Here is a 16,966-nt window from a genome sequence, read left to right as displayed (position 1 = left end):
GTAATTAGATACTCGTTGGCCAGTTAAACCAGGGGCTTTATGAGCTTTCTCTTTCTGAAAAACCTCGGGACTCCCACGAGTTGGGACGGCACGGATTACTTTGGCTACAGGTTGTCCATTATCGATAAGTTGTCGCCGGCACTGCAGTGTATGACGTCTGATGAGCGGTATGAGCCTGGCGGCCTGGACTCGTTTTGGAATTCATGGGTCACGAACGCCGGTTTCGATGGAGAAAACCTTCAACTGGATTTCTTCAACCCGGCTAACAACAAGCTATTCAGTTTTCATTATTTCGGTGTCAGGCGGATCCGGTCTGACTACCGGGACTTGCGGGGAAAACCATCGATGGCTGTGCAGGAATTGTGCTTGCTGCCGCGAGTCGATGTGTTCAGGCACGCCATCGTCAGTCCGTTCGGTAAGTTCCTGGTGGTCTACTCGACGTCAATGGATTTTAGTGAAACGCGGGTGCATTGAATCCAGCGCCCGGCCGAAAACCCGGTGCTGGTGCTCACTCCGTCGGGCGCAGTAGCGTGCGGTCGTGGGTCAGGTTCTCTTCTCCCAGTAATGGTCGGAGGTCGCCCAGCGGGATGCCGTGGGTAAAGCGGTAGCGGCCGTCGTCCTGCTGGACTAGCCATCCTCCTTCGAGCAGCGCGTCGCGCTCGGCTATCGTGAGTTCGTCGTCATCGACTACTGCGTAGGGGTCGGCGAACTGCAGGGGGCGGGCGAGGGCGGCCAGATCGTTGGTCAGTTCGAAGTTCGAGGGTGGGTAGCGCAGCGCGTAGCCGTTGTCGGCCGTGACCAGGACCTCCAGGGAGCAGCCGTGGGGCAGGCCCAGGAACTGGTTGTCAACGTCCGGGTTGTCGCGGACGAACAGCAGGTGGCGGCGACCTTCTTCACCGACATCAGGGTTCTGGAAGTAGCACTCGCCCTCATGCAGGCCTTCGTCGTAGACACGCACCAGGTCGCCGACGGGATGAGTGAGCCGCCAACGGATCAGCACGCGCAAAAATGCGGTGCCGCCGGTGGGGAAGCCGCGTGCGTAGACGTAGTCGGTGTCGGCCACCTGGACCACGGCGACCAGGTCGCTCTGGCTGGCCAGTTCGGCCAGGCTGGCGGGGGGTGGGGCTTCGGCGGCATCGTCCGTGCTATCGGTTTGCGCCCATGTGGTGCTTGCCAGGGCGGCCAGTAGCCATGCTGTTGCCCGGGTACTCATGGCGCGCTGGCTGGCAGCGCCAGGCGCTGGCCCATTTGTATTGGCGTGCCGGTGTCGAGGCCCTTGACCGTTGTCACCTGGCCCGGCGGCAGCACCAGGATCACCGTGCTGCCCATGTTGAAGCGGCCCATTTCCTCGCCGCGCGTCAGCGTGACTTCGCCGGGGGCGTAGTCGTGGCGGGCCAGGTCGCGGTGTTTGGCCGGGGTGATGGTGCCGGCCCAGGCGGTGTCCATGCTGCCGACCAGCATGGCGCCGACCAGTACCACGGCCATCGGGCCCAGGTCCGTGTCGAAGATGCTGACCACTCTTTCATTGCGGGCGAACAGGCCTGGGACCTGGCGCACGGTGGCGGGCGAGACGCTGAACAGGCGGCCGGGCACGTAGGTCATGCGCCGCAGTTCGCCGGCCAGCGGCATGTGCACGCGGTGGTAGTCGCGGGGCGACAAATAGATGGTCCAGAACTCGCCGCCTTCCAGCGCGGCGGTGGCCGGGTCGTTGGCCAGCAGGCGTGCCAGCGAGAAGTCGTGGCCCTTGGCCTGGAAGATCGTATCGCCGTTGATGGGGCCGGCGGCGCTGATGCGGCCGTCGCTGGGGCAGATCACGCTGCCTTCGGCATCATCCAGCGGCCGGGCGCCGTCGACCAGGGTGCGGGTGAAGAAGTCGTTGAAGGTTTTATAGTCAGCGGGCTCGGGCCGTGAGGCCTCGGACCAGTCGACGCCGGCGCTGGCGGCGATGGTGCGGATCAGGGCGTTCTTCACCCACGGCGTCTCCACGCGCATCAGCCAGTGCACCAGCGCGGTCAGGCTATGCTGGGGGAGGACGTGCTGGGGCGCGGTGAACACCCGGTCGAGCCAGTTTGACATACGTATTCCATGGGTCGCTCGTTGAGGGGTGAATTATACTGCCGCGATGGGTGATAGCGGCACAGGATCGGTGACGGTCGAGGACTGGACCAGGCGTTGCGCGGCGGATTTCGACGCTGCCGGGCTGCACTTTGGCCATGGCACGGATAACGCGCTGGACGAGGCCGCGTGGCTGGTGCTGCACGTGCTGGGCGCGCCGCTGGACGGTGAGTTCGATGACTGGGACGCCGCGGTGGCCGATGATGCGGCGGCGCAGATCGCCGCCCTGGCGCGGGCGCGCATCGACAGCGGGCGGCCCATGGCCTACCTGCTGGGCGAGGCCTGGTTCTGCGGCTTGCCGTTCAGCGTGACCGACGATGTGCTGGTGCCGCGTTCGCCGCTGGCCGAGATGATCCTGTCGGGCTACCAGCCCTGGCTGCCGGAGCGGTCCCGGGGCAGGGCGCTGGACCTGTGTTGTGGCAGCGGCTGTATTGGGATTGCCACGGCGGTTCACCTGCCGGGCTGGCAGGTCGACCTGTCGGATGTCAGCGACGCGGCACTGGCGGTGGCGCGCGAGAACATTCAGCGCCATGGCCTGGGCGAGCGTGTCAGTGCCTGGGCTTCGGACGGTTTCGATGACCTGCCGGAGCGGCGCTGGGACCTTATCGTCACGAACCCGCCGTATGTGCCGAACGCCGCGTTGAACGAACTGCCGCGCGAATACCTGGCCGAGCCGTCCCTTGGGCTGGTCTCGGGTGATGATGGCCTGGACCTTCCGCTGCGCATCCTGGCCGACGCGCCGGCGCGGCTGGCCGATGACGGCATCCTGGTCTGCGAGGTGGGCGAGTCCGCCGAGCGGCTCGAGGCGGAACTGCCGGATGTCGGCTTTACGTGGATAGAATTCGAGCATGGCGGCGACGGTGTCTTTACAATGTCGAAAAACGAACTGAACGACGCGCGGCCGCGGGTGCTGGCGCGACTGGAGAGCAGGAAGCATGTCCCTTAATACCTTCGGGCGGATGCTCCGGGTGACCACCTGGGGTGAGAGTCATGGGCCGGCCATTGGCTGTGTCATCGATGGCTGTCCGCCGGGCCTGGAAATCAGCGAAGAAGAGATTCGCGTCGAACTGGAGCGGCGTGCCACCGGGCGCAGCCGCCACACTTCGCAGCGCCGCGAGGCCGATGACGTGAAGATCCTCTCCGGCGTGTTCGAGGGCCGTACCACCGGCACGCCCATTTCGCTGTTCATCGAAAATACCGACGCGCGCTCCAAGGACTACGGCAACATCGCCCGGCAGTTCCGTCCGGGGCATGCCGATTACACCTATTTCAAGAAATACGGCCACCGTGATTACCGGGGCGGCGGGCGCTCCTCTGCGCGCGAGACCACGATGCGCGTGGCCGCCGGCGCGCTGGCCAAGAAGTGGCTGGCGCAGACCCACGGCATCGCCATCCACGGCTGGCTGGCGCAGCTGGGTGAGATCCGCTGCGATACCGACACCCAGTGGGACACGGTCAACGACAACCCGTTCTTCTGCCCGGACCCGGCGCGCGTGCCTGAGCTGGAGGCGTACATGGACAAGCTGCGCAAGTCCGGCGATTCCACCGGCGCGCGTGTTGACGCCCGCGCCACCGGGGTGCCGGCGGGATGGGGCGAGCCCGTCTATGGCAAGCTGGATGCGGACCTGGCCACCGCGATGATGAGCATCAACGCGACCAAGGGCGTGGAGATCGGCGCCGGTTTCGACAGCGTGTCGCAGCTGGGTACCGAGCACCGTGATGAAATGACGCCCGAGGGGTTCCTCGGCAACCATGCCGGCGGTATCCTCGGGGGTATCAGCAGCGGACAGGACGTGACCGTGTCCGTGGCGTTCAAGCCGACTTCGAGCCTGCGGCTACCGTGCCGCTCGATCGACATGGACGGTAATGAAATTGAAGTGGTCACCAAGGGCCGCCACGATCCCTGCGTGGGCATCCGGGCGACCCCCATCGTAGAAGCCATGCTGGCGCTGGTGCTGATGGATCACGCACTGCGCCACCGGGGACAGACAGGACAATGACAAGACAACTGAAGATCGCCGTCGTCGGCGCAACCGGCGCCGTTGGCGAAACCATGCTTTCCATCCTCGCCGAGCGGCTGGGCACGAAGGGCCACGAAGTGCACGCGCTGGCCAGCGAGCGTTCGCTGGGCAAACAGGTCGAGTTCGGCCGCAAGCAGCTGGACGTGGAAGACCTGGCCACCTTTGATTTTAGCGGTATCGATTACGCCCTGTTCTCGGCCGGTGGCTCCATCAGCCGCGAGCACGCGCCGCGGGCCTGCGAGGCCGGCGCGATTGTTATCGATAACACCAGTGAATTTAGATATGTAGACGATATTCCTCTGGTTGTGCCCGAGGTTAACGGTCACCTGCTGGACGATGCCGGCCCCGGCACGCTGATCGCCAACCCCAACTGCTCCACCATCCAGATGGTGGTAGCACTGGCGCCGATCCACCGCGCCGTGGGTATTTCACGCGTGAACGTGGCCACGTACCAGTCCGTGTCCGGCGCCGGGCGCCTGGGCATGGAGGAACTGGCTCGCCAGACCGCAGACCGCCTGGGCATGCGGGAAGTGAAGCCGAGCAAGTTCAGCCAGCCCATCGCCTTCAACGTGCTCCCAGCGATCGACACGCTGCAGGACAACGGCTACACCCGTGAAGAAATGAAGATGCACTGGGAAACGCGCAAGATTCTCGAGGACGACGCCATCGCCGTGAACGCCACCGCGGTGCGCGTGCCGGTGTTCTTCGGTCATGCCGAGGCCGTGCACCTGGAAACGCGTGAGCCGCTGTCGATCGAAGATGCCGCCGAACTGCTTCGCAACGCGCCCGGTGTGACCATGCCGGAAAGCGATGACCCCGGCCTGGCACCGACGCCGGCATTCACGGCGGCGGGTAAGGACGGCGTCTTTATCGGCCGCCTGCGCCGCGACCTCAGCCACCCGCAGGGCATCGACCTGTGGGTGGTGGCCGACAATGTGCGCAAGGGCGCGGCGCTGAATGCCGTGCAGATCCTGCAGGCCATTGAAGCCCGTGCCGAAGGCGGGCAGGTGGCGGCCTCGGCGTCACGCACTTAAACTGGGCGTGAAGTCCGGGCAGGTCGGGGGACCGGGAGATGGCCAGAACATGGATGTGAAGTTCAGTGCGGTATTCGCCAGGCTGGTCCTGGCCGTCCTGCTGTTGGGGCTGGTCCAGCCGGCGCACGCGCTGGGGCTGGGGCAGGCCCGCGCGCTGTCCTACCTGCAGCAGCCGCTGGACCTGCATATCCAGCTGATATCCCGCTCCGAGGCCGAAATGGCCACGGTCACCGCTGGCATGGCGTCGGCGGCCGATTTCCGGGTCATGGGCCTGGATGCCGGCGTCATGGCCGTGCCGCTGGAGTTCACTATCGTCCGTGACCTGGACGACCCGCATATCCGGGTCCGCAGCCGCGAGCCCATCACTGAGCCGGTGCTGCAGATTGTCATCGAGGTGGTCTGGGCCAGTGGCCGCATGGTGCGCCAGTACACGGTGTTCCTGGATCCGCCGACCTTCGATTCGGCCGCGCCCTTGCCATCGGTTACGCCCGCGCCGGTGCCGGAAGCCCCGCCTGCCACGCCGCCGACAGTGGTCGAGGAAGCGCCGGTGCTCGAGACCGGCCCGCCGTTCGACCCGGGTACCGAGCCGGTCAGCCCGGTGGATGAGCCGGCCGTGGCATTCGAGTCCCCGGCCGGGTCCGAACCTGCCTTGGCGCCGGAGCCGGTTGTTGAAGAGACGCCGCCTGCCGACACGCCGCTCGAAACCGAAGTCGCAGCGCCGCCCGAAGCGGCGGTGCCCGCGACGACAGAACCCGCGGCCGCGGAAACCTCGCTCGTCGAAACCGTAGCTGCGCCAGAGCCAGAGCCAGGACCAGAGCCTGTCGAGCCAATCCGCTCGGCGCTACCGGACCCGGGTACCCCCGCGGCAGATTCCTACGAAGTGTCGCGCGGCGAGACCCTTTGGGGGCTGTCCTCGCGCTGGGCCGAGGCGCACGGCGTGGATGTAAACCAGATGATGCTCGCGGTTCAGCAGCGCAATCCCGACGCGTTCAACAATGGCAACATCAACTCATTGAAAGCGGGCGCGGTGCTGCGCATTCCCCAGGCGCCCGACGATTTCACCTATGACCAGCGCCAGGCCATGCTGGAAGTGCTGCGCCAGGAGCAGATTTACCGCAACCGCTGGGACATCCCGGTCGATCCGTCCAGCCTGCCGACCGTCTCCGAGCTGGCGCAGCAGCCGCTGGCCGAGCCGGCCGAGTCGGCGGCCAGCAGTACGGCGGACGACGCGCCGGATAGCGCGGGGCGCCTGGAGCTGGTGCCGCCCTCCGAGAGCGCGGACGCTGGCGGCGAAACGCTGGCGCAGGGCGCGACCGGCGAAGCCGGCAGTGCCGGTGAAAGCGTGGTCGAGGAGCTCGCCCGCGCGGAAGAGGAACTGGCCAATGCCCGGCAGGAGAATACCTACCTGAACGAGCGCATCCTCGAACTGGAGGCCGAGATCGAGCGCGCCCGTGCCGAGGTCAGCGACAGCGGCCTGGCCCAGATGGAGGACCAGCTGCGCGAGGACCGCGCCGCCGGTGAGGACGAACCCATCGCCATTGTTCCGGACGATATGCCGGAGCCGTGGCTGGCGAAGTATGTCTGGTGGCTGGTTGGCCTGCTGGTGGCCCTGGTCGCCGGCCTGGTGTGGTGGTTGCGTACGCGCGCGGACGACAGCGAATACGTCGACAGCCACCCGCTGTCCTGAGTCCGGATTCAGCTGATGCGTATCGCTCTCGGTATCGAGTATGACGGCCGTGCGTTCTACGGATGGCAGACCCAGCGCCAGGAACCCACGGTGCAGGCCACGCTCGAGCGTGCGCTCAGCAAGGTGGCCAATCACCCGGTCAGCGTGATCTGCGCCGGCCGCACCGACACCGGCGTGCACGCGCGTTGCCAGGTGGTGCATTTCGATACCAATTCCGAGCGCCAGGCGCGCTCCTGGATCCTGGGCGCGAACGCCAATCTTCCATCGACCGTGTGTGTGCTCTGGGCCCAGCCGGTACCCGAAGAATTTCACGCCCGTTTCACCGCGCTTGGGCGACGCTATTGCTACCGCTTGCTCAACCGCTGGGTGCGCCCGGCCGTTGATGCCGGGCTGGTGAGCTGGGAGCGCCAGCACCTGGACGCCGACGCCATGAACGAGGCGGCCCAGGCCCTGGTGGGCGAGCATGATTTCAGCGCCTTCCGCTCGGCCGGTTGCCGTGCCAATCACCCCGTTCGCACCATCCGGGAAATCTCGGTTCGGCGCGAAGGCGAGCACGTGGATATCGAGGTGGCCGCGAATGCTTTCCTCTATCACATGGTCCGCAATATCGCCGGCACTCTGCTGCCGGTCGGTCGGGGCGAGCGGCCCGTGGACTGGGTGGCCGAGGTGCTGCATGGAAAGGACCGCACACGGGCCGGGGTCACGGCAATGCCGGACGGGCTGTATTTCATGAGCGTGCGTTACCCGGCCGAGTTCGGCTTGCCCGAGGGCGTGCCGACCTGGCCGCAGGGTTCACGGCCGGAATGAGCAACGTCAAGGTCAAGATCTGCGGCCTGGTGCGCGAACAGGACGTCATGGTGGCGGCCGAGGCGGGTGCCGACGTGCTGGGGTTCATCTTCGCCCGCAGTCCGCGGCGGCTGGAGCCTGCGCAGGCCGCGAGGTTGACGGAGCGGGTGCGCGGCGGGATCATCCGGGTAGGGCTGTTCATGGACCAGGATGCCGACGAGGTTCAGGCCATCCTGGACGCGGTTGAACTGGACCTGCTGCAGTTTCATGGCAGCGAGCCCAATGCGTACTGCCGCAGTTTCGGCCGGCCCTTTATCAAGGCGATTTCCATGCGCGCCGGGGATCCCGGCGAACTCGCGGCCGCGTATCCCGATGCCCAGGGTATCGTGCTGGACAGCCATGAGCCCGGCGGCGCCGGTGGTACAGGGCAGACCTTCGACTGGCGCAGGCCGGTGCGGGTCGAGCAGCCGGTCTGGCTGGCCGGCGGGCTGAACCCGGATAACGTGGCCGAGGCCGTGCAACGATTTTCACCCTACGCCGTGGATGTTTCCAGCGGCGTGGAAGACTCACCGGGTGTGAAGAACCACACCCTGATCAGGACGTTTATAGACCATGCCAGGCGCTAGTGATTACGACATTGGGCGGCCGCAACCGGACGCCACCGGCCATTTCGGCGACTATGGAGGCAGCTATGTCTCCGAAACGCTGATGCACGCACTCGACGAGTTGCGCGAGGCCTGGTCGCGCTGGCGCAAGGACGACGAGTTCATTCGCCGCCTGGACCACGACCTGGCGCATTACGTGGGCCGCCCGTCGCCCGTCTATCACGCCGAGCGCCTGAGCGCGGCCTGTGGTGGCGCGCAGATCTGGCTCAAGCGCGAGGACCTGAATCACACCGGTGCGCACAAGATCAACAACACCGTGGGCCAGGGCCTGCTGGCGAAGCAGATGGGCAAGCGCCGCATCATCGCCGAGACCGGCGCCGGGCAGCACGGCGTGGCGACCGCCACGGTCTGCGCCCGGCTCGACCAGGACTGCGTGGTCTACATGGGTGAGACGGACATCAAGCGCCAGTCGATCAACGTCTTCCGCATGAAGTTGCTGGGCGCAGAGGTGCGCAGCGTTACGTCCGGCTCGAAGACGCTGAAGGACGCCCTCAACGAGGCGATGCGCGACTGGGTGACCAACATCGACGATACCTTCTACGTGATCGGCACCGTCGCCGGCCCGCATCCGTACCCGGAGATGGTGCGCGACTTCAACGCCGTGGTCGGGCGCGAGGCGCGCCGGCAGATGCTGGAGCAGCGCGAGACGCTGCCCGACGCGCTGGTGGCCTGCGTGGGCGGTGGTTCCAACGCCATGGGCCTGTTCCACCCGTTTATCGGTGACACCGACGTGAAGATGTATGGCGTCGAGGCCGCCGGTAACGGCCTGGATACCGGCGAACACGCGGCCTCGCTGTGCGCGGGTCGGCCCGGTGTGCTACATGGCTGCCGGACCTACCTGCTGGACGATGATGCGGGCCAGATCGTGCATACCCATTCCGTGTCCGCCGGCCTGGACTACCCCGGCGTGGGGCCGGAGCATGCCTGGCTGAAGGACAGCGGCCGGGCGCAGTACGTGGCCATCAATGACCAGGAAGCGCTGGACGCGACCCAGGCGCTGACCCGCCTGGAGGGCATCCTGCCGGCGCTGGAAAGCGCCCATGCCGTGGCCTACGGTATGAAGCTGGCGGCCGAGATGCGTCCCGACCAGGTCGTGCTGGTGAACCTGTCCGGTCGCGGCGACAAGGACGTGGAGACACTGGCCGGCATCAAGGGGCTGTCGCTGTGAGTGGCCGGATCGATACCGCGCTGGGTGCGCGGCGGCAGGCTGGTGGCAAGGCGCTGGTGCCTTTCATCACCGCGGGCGACCCGGAGCCGGGCTGGACCGTCGACATCATGCACGCGCTGGTGGCCGGTGGCGCCGACCTGATTGAGCTGGGTGTGCCGTTTTCAGACCCGATGGCGGATGGCCCGGTCATCCAGGTGGCCAGCGAGCGCGCCATTGCCAGGGGCGTGACGCTGTCGTCCGTGCTCGACATGGTGGCGGATTTCCGCCGTGACGACCCCGACACCCCGGTCATCCTGATGGGCTACCTCAACCCGGTCGAGCGACTGTGCCAGGCCGGTGGCGAACAGGCCTTCGCCGAGCGCGTACGTGACGCTGGCGTGGATGGCCTGCTGCTGGTGGACTGTCCGCCGGAAGAGGGCGGGGCGCTGCACCAGGCGATGGCCGGGGCGGCCATCGACAACATCATCCTGGTCGCGCCGACCACCGACCCGCAGCGGCTGGAAAAACTGTGCGCCGCCGCCAATGGCTTCATCTACTACGTGTCGTTCAAGGGCATTACCGGGGCCAGCCGCCTGGACAGTGCCGCGGTAGCGGAGCCCGTGTCCCGCATCCGCGCCCATTCCGAGCTGCCGGTCATGGCGGGTTTTGGCATCAGCGATGCGGCATCGGCCGTCGCCGTGGCCGAACATGCTGACGGCGTGGTCATTGGCAGCGCGCTGGTGCGACTGCTGGAAACGGCCGATGACGCCGAAGAGGCCAGCCGCCTGGCGGGCGACTTTGTTGCGTCGGTCCGGCGGGCATTGGACAATATCGGCTGAAACAGACAGGAAGACCCGATGAGCTGGTTGAGCAAACTGATGCCGTCCCGTATTCGTACCGAGGGCGGAAACAAGCGCAATGTACCCGAAGGGCTGTGGACCAAGTGCACCTCGTGCACGTCGGTGCTGTATCGCCCGGAGCTGGAGCGCAACCTGCTGGTCTGCCCGAAATGCGGCGAGCATATGCGCCTGGGTGCCCGTGACCGTATCGACCTGTTCCTGGATGAGGGCGAGCAGCGCGAAATCGCCGCCAACCTGGAGCCGGTGGACGCGCTGAAGTTCCGCGACAGCAAGCGTTACCGGGACCGGATCAGTGCCGCGCAGAAAGCCACGGGCGAGAAGGACGCACTGATCGTCAAGGTGGGTGAGCTGAAAGGGCGCCCGGTGGTGGTCGCGGCGTTCGAGTTCTCCTTCATGGGCGGCTCCATGGGTTCGGTCGTCGGTGAGAAATTCGCCCGTGCCGGGCAGGAGGCGCTGAAGCTGGGCTGCCCGCTGGTGTGCTTTACCGCCAGTGGCGGCGCGCGCATGCAGGAGGGTGTGCTGTCGCTGATGCAGATGGCCAAGACCAGCGCCGTGCTTGAGCGCATGGCCGTGAACGGCCTGCCGTTTGTCTCGGTGCTGACCAACCCCACCACCGGCGGCGTGTCGGCCAGCCTGGGCATGCTCGGCGACCTGAATGTGGCCGAACCCGGCGCGCTGATCGGCTTCGCCGGTGCGCGCGTCATCGAACAGACCGTGCGTGAGAAGCTGCCCGAGGGTTTCCAGCGCAGCGAATTCCTGTTGCAGAAGGGCGCCATCGACCAGATTATCGATCGCCGCAACCTGCGTGACGACCTGGGCGCGATGCTCGACCTGCTGATGTCGGGCCACCGGCCACGCGCGGTGGAAGGCGAAGTCGTCGGCGCCTGATACCGGACCGGCGCCATGTCGCCTGCGCTGACTGACTGGCTGGCGCTGCTCGAGCGCCGGCACCCCGTTGAGATCGACCTTGGCCTGGAGCGCTGTGGCCAGTTGTGGCAACGCCTGGGCGCGCCACGGCCGGGACGGCACGTGGTCACGGTGGCCGGTACCAATGGCAAGGGCAGCACGGTCGCGACGATCTGCGCCCTGGCCCAGGCGCTGGGCTGGCAGACCGCCGCCTATACTTCCCCGCACCTGCTGGTGTTCAACGAGCGGCTCCGCATTAACGGCGAGCCGGTCGACGACGATTCCCTTGTTGACGCGTTCGACGCCGTCGAGGCCGCCCGCGGCGACATTTCACTGACCTATTTCGAATTCACCACGCTGGCCTGCCTGCTGTTGTCGGCGCAGCGCCAGCCGGACCTGGCCGTGCTCGAGGTGGGCCTGGGCGGCCGCCTGGATACGGTGAACCTGGTCGATGCCGACGTGGCCGTGATCACGCCGGTCGGGCTGGATCACCAGGCCTTCCTGGGCAATGACCGCGAAACCATTGGGGCGGAGAAGGCGGGCATCCTGCGCCCCGGCATACCGCTGGTCTGTACCGAGACCGCGCCCCCGGCCAGCGTGCTGGAGCGCGCCACCAGGCTGGGCTGCCAGGTTCACCTTGCGGGCCGTGACTATCACTGTGAACCCAGCGCGGAAGGTGTGCGGTTTCGCATGGGGGCGATCGACCTGGCCCTGCCGGCACCGGCCCTGGCCGGGCGTCACCAGGTCGATAACCTGGGCGCCGCGCTGGCAGCAATCGCCCAATTGCGTCCCGACCTGGGCGAGGAGGCCGACAGGGTCGCCGACGCCATCCGCGGCGTTCGCCTGCCGGGCCGGCTGTATTCGCCACCCGGGCATGGCGACGTGCTCCTGGATGTCGGCCACAACCCGATGGCGGCCGCGGTGGTGGCGCAACAACTGGCAGACCAGGCGCCGGTGGTCTGTGTACTCGCCATGCTGGCGGACAAGGACGCGGTGGCCGCCGTGACCGAACTCGCACCGGTCGTCGGCGAATGGCATTTCGCCGGGCTGTCCGGGTCCAGGGGGCAGGGTGGTGAGGCGCTGGCCGCGCGGGTCGGCGCCGCGGTGGGGCAGGCGGAAACCGCCGTTCATGACCGCGTCGAGATCGCGCTCGATGCTGCCATGCGAGCGGCCGATGGGCGTAAGGTACTGGTGTTCGGGTCTTTTCACACGGTGGCCGAGGCCATGCTCGCGCTGTCCGAACGGGCGTCGTGATGGGTGATAGAATCGCAAGCTGTTTTCCGCCCAGGCAGACCTGATGGATAAAGCATTAAAACAACGATTGGTCGGGGCAAGTGTTCTCGTCGCGCTGGCAGTGATCGTCCTGCCGATGCTGCTGGGTGGCCAGCCCGAACCGGGCCAGGACGCGCGGCCGATTGAAATCCCGCCCAAGCCGCGCGAGACCAGTTTCGAGACCCGCCGATTCCCGATCGGCGACCAGCCGTCCTCGCAGCCCTCGGTGGTTGAGGACATCGAAGATGAGCCCACCGTGGCCTTGCAACCACCGGCCGCCCGTCCCGCGATCGACGAGACTGTGGATGAATCGGCGGAATCTGCGGGCGCGTTGACGCCGGCGAATGACGACACCGGCGCGTCGATGGCTGCCCAGTCGGCCGAAACCGCCGAGGCCGTTAAACAGGCAGCCGGTGGCGAAGTGCTCGCCGCGGCTGAACCCGAAACGACACCCGTCGAAGCCCCTGCGCCGCCGCCTGAGCAGGCGCCTGGGCCAACACCTGAGCCGGTCACGGCGCCGGTCACTGCGGCCGCGGGTGGCCGCTACCTGGTGCAGGTCGCCAGTTTCAGCGCCACCGGCAACGCCACCCGGCTGGCCACGCGCCTGCGTGACCAGGGCCTGCCGGTGATCGAGGACACGGTCGACAGCGAGGCCGGCACCCTGCACCGGGTTCGCCTGGGTCCCTTCGACCAGCAGGCGCAGGCCGACCAGGCCATTGCCAGCCTGCGGCAGCAGTATTCCGACCTGAACCCGCGCGTGCTCGACCTGCGCCCCGGCGACGAGGCGCCTGTGACCGCCCCGTCCGACCCGCTGGTTCGCTGGGTGGTGCAGCTGGGCAGCTTCGGCGAGGCCGAAAACGCGGAGCAGCTGGTTTTCCGTTTGCGCGATGCGGGCTACAGCGCCTTCAGCGTGGCCGTTTCAGGTACGTCAGGCACCTCGCACAAAGTGCGCGTGGGCCCCACGCTCAGCCGCGATGACGCGGTCCGGTTGGAGTCGGATATCGAGTCATCGATGGGCCTGGCGGGCCTGGTCATGAGCACCGACTAGGCACGGACCTACTAGCCGCTTTACTTCACTTGACATGAGCCCCGCCGACATTTTCCTGCTGGCCGTGATCGGCCTGTCATTGCTGGTTGGCCTGTTGCGGGGCTTCGTGCGCGAAGTCTTCGCGCTGGCGGTCTGGGGACTGGCCTTCCTGGTGGGCTACCAGTACGCCGGCGGCGTGGCCGAATGGATATCACCGCAGGTGTCGCTGCCGTCCATGCGCCTGGCGCTGGCCTTTGGCGGCCTGTTTGTCGCCACCCTGCTGGTCGGCGGGCTGGTGACCTACCTGTTGGGGCAACTGGTGGACAAGACCGGGCTGACCGGCACCGACCGGCTGCTGGGCGGCGTCTTCGGCCTGGTCCGGGGTGTCCTGCTGGTGGTGCTGCTGATCGCCGTGGCCGGTTTCACGCCGCTGCCGGCGGACCCGTGGTGGCCACAGTCACGGGTCATCCAGAGCTTCCTGCCGATGGCCGAATGGGCGGTTTCTTTCCTGCCGGAGAACGCCCGGGAATACCACGATTTCGATCCGACGCCCGAAGCGTCCGAACCCGCTGGCCCCGGAGATGCTCCGGGCGCGGATGAGCCCACCACGGATGACGCCGCGGTGTCGACGAACGCGGGCATGGCCGCGGACAGCCGTGTTAGAATCGCCGCCGACGACGCCGGGCCAGCGTCACCAGGGTAAATCAACCATGTGTGGAATCATTGGAATCGTTGGGCAGTCGGCGGTCGCGCCGGCCATTTATGATGCCCTGACCATCCTTCAGCACCGCGGGCAGGACGCTGCCGGGATCGCCACCCTGGAAGGGCACTGGCTGAACCTGCACAAGGCCCGCGGCCTGGTCGCCGAAGCATTCAGCCAGGCGGAGATGGACAAGCTTCGCGGCAATGTCGGTATCGGCCATGTCCGTTACCCGACCGCCGGCGGCGACCATTCCGCCGAGGCGCAGCCGTTTTACGTCAATTCACCCTATGGTGTGGCGCTGGGCCATAACGGCAACCTGATCAACACCGATGCGCTGGCCTCCGAGCTGTTCGAAAGCGACCGCCGTCACCTGAACACCGAATCCGACTCCGAGGTGCTGCTGAACGTGCTGGCGCACGAACTGCAGACCAAGAAGAACAAGAGCCTGACCCCCGAGCGCATCTTCAAGGCGGTGGACGTGGTCCATCGTCGCTGCAAGGGTGCCTACACGGCGATCGCGCTGCTGGTGAACCAGGGCATCCTCGGTTTCCGCGACCCCTGGGGTATCCGCCCCGCGGTGCTGGGCATGCGCGAAACGGCCAGGGGCCCCGAGTACGCGATCGCGTCCGAGAGCGTGGCGCTGGACGGCATTGGCTTCGAGCTGGTCCGCGACCTGCGACCCGGTGAAGCCCTGTTCATCAACAGCGAAGGCGAGATGTTCAGCCACCAGAGCCCGGAGGCGAAGACGCTGACGCCGTGCATTTTCGAGCACGTTTATTTCGCGCGTCCGGATTCAATGATCGACGATGTGTCCGTGTACAAGTCACGCCTGCGCATGGGCGAGGCGCTGGCGGCCAAGATCAACCGGGTCTGGCCCGACCACGATATCGACGTGGTAATCCCGGTGCCGGACACCAGCCGCACGGCGGCGCTGCCGCTGGCGCACAACCTGGGTGTGAAGTACCGCGAAGGGTTTATCAAGAACCGTTACATCGGCCGGACCTTCATCATGCCGGGCCAGGAGCAGCGGCAGAAGTCGGTGCGCCGCAAACTGAACGCGATCGACCTTGAATTCCGCCGCAAGAACGTGCTGATTGTTGATGACTCCATCGTCCGTGGCACGACGTCGCGGCAGATCATCCAGATGGCCCGCGAGGCCGGCGCCAACAAGGTCTACTTTGCCTCTGCCTCACCGCCGGTACGCTACCCGAATATCTACGGCATCGACATGCCGGCGACGGCTGAGCTGATCGCCCATGGCCGCGACGAGAAGCAGATCCAGGAAGCGCTGGGCGCTGACTGGCTGGTGTACCAGGACCTCGACGACCTGGTGGATGCCTGCCGCGAGGGCAACGACGATATCGGCCAGTTCGATACCTCGTGCTTCTCCGGCGAGTACATCACCGGCGTGGAACCGGGCTACCTGGAGAAGCTGGAATTGCGCCGCTCCGACGCGGTCAAGGCCCAGCGGCGCGAAGAGGCCCGCACGGCCACCGGCTGATTGCGATAATCACCCGCGTTACGGGCTGGGTTCATCCAGCCCGAACCATTACAATGCACGATTCCCCGCAATCCGGTGCCAGACATGAGCGACACGGACAAGCGGCTGGCCGACGTGCGCGCGCGGATTGATGCGCTTGATGTCGACATCCAGCGCCTGATCAGTGAACGCGCGAAACTCGCCTTCGAGGTCGCGCAAACCAAGGGTGAGCAGTTGCCCGCGGCCGACTACTATCGCCCCGAGCGCGAGGCGCAGGTGCTGCGCGGCGTGCTCGAGCGCAACCAGGGCCCGCTAAGCGACTCGGAAATCCTGCGCCTGTTCCGCGAAATCATGTCCGCCTGCCTGGCCCGCCAGGAGCCCATGCGGGTGGCCTACCTGGGCCCGGAAGGCACATTCACGCAGCAGGCGGTTTACACACACTTCGGGCACTCGGTGCTGGCCATGGGCCAGGCCGGGATCGAGAACGTGTTCGAGCAGGTGCAGGGCGGCGAGGCCGATTTCGGCGTCGTGCCCATTGAGAATTCCACCCAGGGCGTGGTGACCCATACCCTGGACCTGTTCATCGACTCGCCGCTGCACATCTGTGGCGAGATCGAACTGCGCATTCATCACAACCTGCTGACCCATGCCAATGGCCTGTCGGGTATCGAGCGTGTTTACGCGCACCAGCAATCACTGTCGCAGTGTCGCGAGTGGCTGCGGCGCAACCTGCCGGGGGTGGAACTGCTGCCGGTCAGCAGTAACGCCGAGGCCGCGCGACGGGTACGCAGCGCGCCGGAAGCGGCCGCCATCGCCAGCCTGACCGCCGCGGAGATTTACGGCATTCCGGCCCTGTTCTCGAACATCGAGGACCAGCAGGACAACACCACGCGCTTCCTGGTCATTGGTCGCGAGCGGTTCTCGCCGTCCGGCGATGACAAGACCTCGTTCCTGCTCACCGGCGACGAGGGGCCCGGGCTGCTGCACGCCCTGCTGGCGCCGCTGGCCACGCATGGCCTGAACATGTCACGCATCGAGTCCCGCCCGGCGCCCGGGCGCAAGTGGTCTTACGTCTTTTTCATCGATGTCGATGGCCATGCCGACGAGGCGCCGCTGAGCACCGCGATGGCGGAAATGGAGAAGGTGGGCGGCGAAGTCCGGTTGCTGGGGTCGTACCCGCGGGCGGTGACGTCACGAATCCAGGCTGGCAATGAGAAAGCGTCCTGAGCCGGTGGGCACTTACGGATTACCGAATCATTTGCG

17 protein-coding genes are annotated in these 16,966 nt (G+C 66.5%); 15 read left to right on the top strand and 2 right to left on the bottom strand.

Going from position 1 to position 16,966, the window contains the following annotated elements:
• Positions 1-39 precede the first annotated feature (39 nt).
• Positions 40-474, top strand: coding sequence for a hypothetical protein (locus F3N42_RS07865; protein ID WP_150863867.1), 435 nt, complete (start codon positions 40-42; stop codon positions 472-474).
• Positions 475-508: 34 nt separating this feature from the next.
• Here F3N42_RS07865 and F3N42_RS07860 read toward each other — a convergent pair whose 3' ends face one another.
• Together F3N42_RS07860 and asd are read right to left on the bottom strand one after the other, a co-directional pair.
• Positions 509-1,213: a hypothetical protein gene (locus tag F3N42_RS07860; RefSeq protein WP_150863866.1), complete on the bottom strand. Its 705-nt coding sequence runs from the start codon at positions 1,211-1,213 to the stop codon at positions 509-511.
• The gene (gene asd, locus F3N42_RS07855; RefSeq protein WP_150863865.1) at positions 1,210-2,076 is read right to left on the bottom strand and encodes an archaetidylserine decarboxylase; all 867 of its coding nucleotides are present in this window, start codon (positions 2,074-2,076) and stop codon (positions 1,210-1,212) included. Before asd ends, F3N42_RS07860 begins: the two co-directional genes overlap by 4 nt.
• A gap of 46 nt (positions 2,077-2,122) precedes the next feature.
• Between asd and prmB the strand changes: the two genes are divergently transcribed.
• The 14 genes from prmB to pheA all read left to right on the top strand — a co-directional run bounded on the left by prmB (position 2,123) and on the right by pheA (position 16,930).
• The gene (prmB, locus tag F3N42_RS07850) at positions 2,123-3,061 is read left to right on the top strand and encodes a 50S ribosomal protein L3 N(5)-glutamine methyltransferase (RefSeq protein WP_150863864.1); all 939 of its coding nucleotides are present in this window, start codon (positions 2,123-2,125) and stop codon (positions 3,059-3,061) included.
• Positions 3,051-4,115 (top strand): chorismate synthase, encoded by a 1,065-nt coding sequence (aroC, locus tag F3N42_RS07845; RefSeq protein WP_150863863.1) that lies wholly within the window; start codon positions 3,051-3,053, stop codon positions 4,113-4,115. The genes prmB and aroC overlap by 11 nt, the downstream gene beginning before the upstream one ends.
• Positions 4,112-5,170, top strand: coding sequence for an aspartate-semialdehyde dehydrogenase (locus tag F3N42_RS07840; protein WP_150863862.1), 1,059 nt, complete (start codon positions 4,112-4,114; stop codon positions 5,168-5,170). Before aroC ends, F3N42_RS07840 begins: the two co-directional genes overlap by 4 nt.
• A 49-nt stretch (positions 5,171-5,219) precedes the next feature.
• Positions 5,220-6,857, top strand: coding sequence for a type IV pilus assembly protein FimV (locus tag F3N42_RS07835; protein WP_150863861.1), 1,638 nt, complete (start codon positions 5,220-5,222; stop codon positions 6,855-6,857).
• Between the two features lie 15 nt (positions 6,858-6,872).
• Positions 6,873-7,664 (top strand): tRNA pseudouridine(38-40) synthase TruA, encoded by a 792-nt coding sequence (gene truA, locus F3N42_RS07830; protein WP_150863860.1) that lies wholly within the window; start codon positions 6,873-6,875, stop codon positions 7,662-7,664.
• Positions 7,661-8,269, top strand: coding sequence for a phosphoribosylanthranilate isomerase (locus tag F3N42_RS07825; protein WP_150863859.1), 609 nt, complete (start codon positions 7,661-7,663; stop codon positions 8,267-8,269). Before truA ends, F3N42_RS07825 begins: the two co-directional genes overlap by 4 nt.
• Positions 8,256-9,476, top strand: coding sequence for a tryptophan synthase subunit beta (trpB, locus tag F3N42_RS07820; RefSeq protein WP_150863858.1), 1,221 nt, complete (start codon positions 8,256-8,258; stop codon positions 9,474-9,476). Before F3N42_RS07825 ends, trpB begins: the two co-directional genes overlap by 14 nt.
• Positions 9,473-10,294: a tryptophan synthase subunit alpha gene (trpA, locus tag F3N42_RS07815; RefSeq protein WP_224784803.1), complete on the top strand. Its 822-nt coding sequence runs from the start codon at positions 9,473-9,475 to the stop codon at positions 10,292-10,294. Before trpB ends, trpA begins: the two co-directional genes overlap by 4 nt.
• An 18-nt stretch (positions 10,295-10,312) precedes the next feature.
• Positions 10,313-11,203: an acetyl-CoA carboxylase, carboxyltransferase subunit beta gene (gene accD, locus F3N42_RS07810; protein ID WP_150863857.1), complete on the top strand. Its 891-nt coding sequence runs from the start codon at positions 10,313-10,315 to the stop codon at positions 11,201-11,203.
• A 15-nt stretch (positions 11,204-11,218) separates the two neighbouring features.
• Positions 11,219-12,475, top strand: coding sequence for a bifunctional folylpolyglutamate synthase/dihydrofolate synthase (locus F3N42_RS07805; protein ID WP_150863856.1), 1,257 nt, complete (start codon positions 11,219-11,221; stop codon positions 12,473-12,475).
• Positions 12,476-12,518: 43 nt separating this feature from the next.
• Complete coding sequence (locus F3N42_RS07800) at positions 12,519-13,541, top strand: SPOR domain-containing protein (RefSeq protein ID WP_150863855.1); 1,023 nt, start codon at positions 12,519-12,521, stop codon at positions 13,539-13,541.
• A gap of 34 nt (positions 13,542-13,575) precedes the next feature.
• Positions 13,576-14,223, top strand: a complete 648-nt coding sequence (locus tag F3N42_RS07795) for a CvpA family protein (RefSeq protein ID WP_150863854.1) — start codon at positions 13,576-13,578, stop codon at positions 14,221-14,223.
• 7 nt (positions 14,224-14,230) lie between these two features.
• A complete protein-coding gene (gene purF, locus F3N42_RS07790; RefSeq protein WP_150863853.1) occupies positions 14,231-15,724 on the top strand; it encodes an amidophosphoribosyltransferase in 1,494 nt (497 codons plus the stop codon).
• An 84-nt stretch (positions 15,725-15,808) separates the two neighbouring features.
• Positions 15,809-16,930, top strand: a complete 1,122-nt coding sequence (gene pheA / locus F3N42_RS07785) for a prephenate dehydratase (protein ID WP_150863852.1) — start codon at positions 15,809-15,811, stop codon at positions 16,928-16,930.
• Positions 16,931-16,966: the final 36 nt, after the last annotated feature.

It is taken from the genome of Marinihelvus fidelis (assembly GCF_008725655.1).
In the GTDB taxonomy this organism is placed as follows: domain Bacteria; phylum Pseudomonadota; class Gammaproteobacteria; order Xanthomonadales; family SZUA-36; genus Marinihelvus; species Marinihelvus fidelis.
This window is presented reverse-complemented; position numbering and strand designations above follow the sequence as displayed.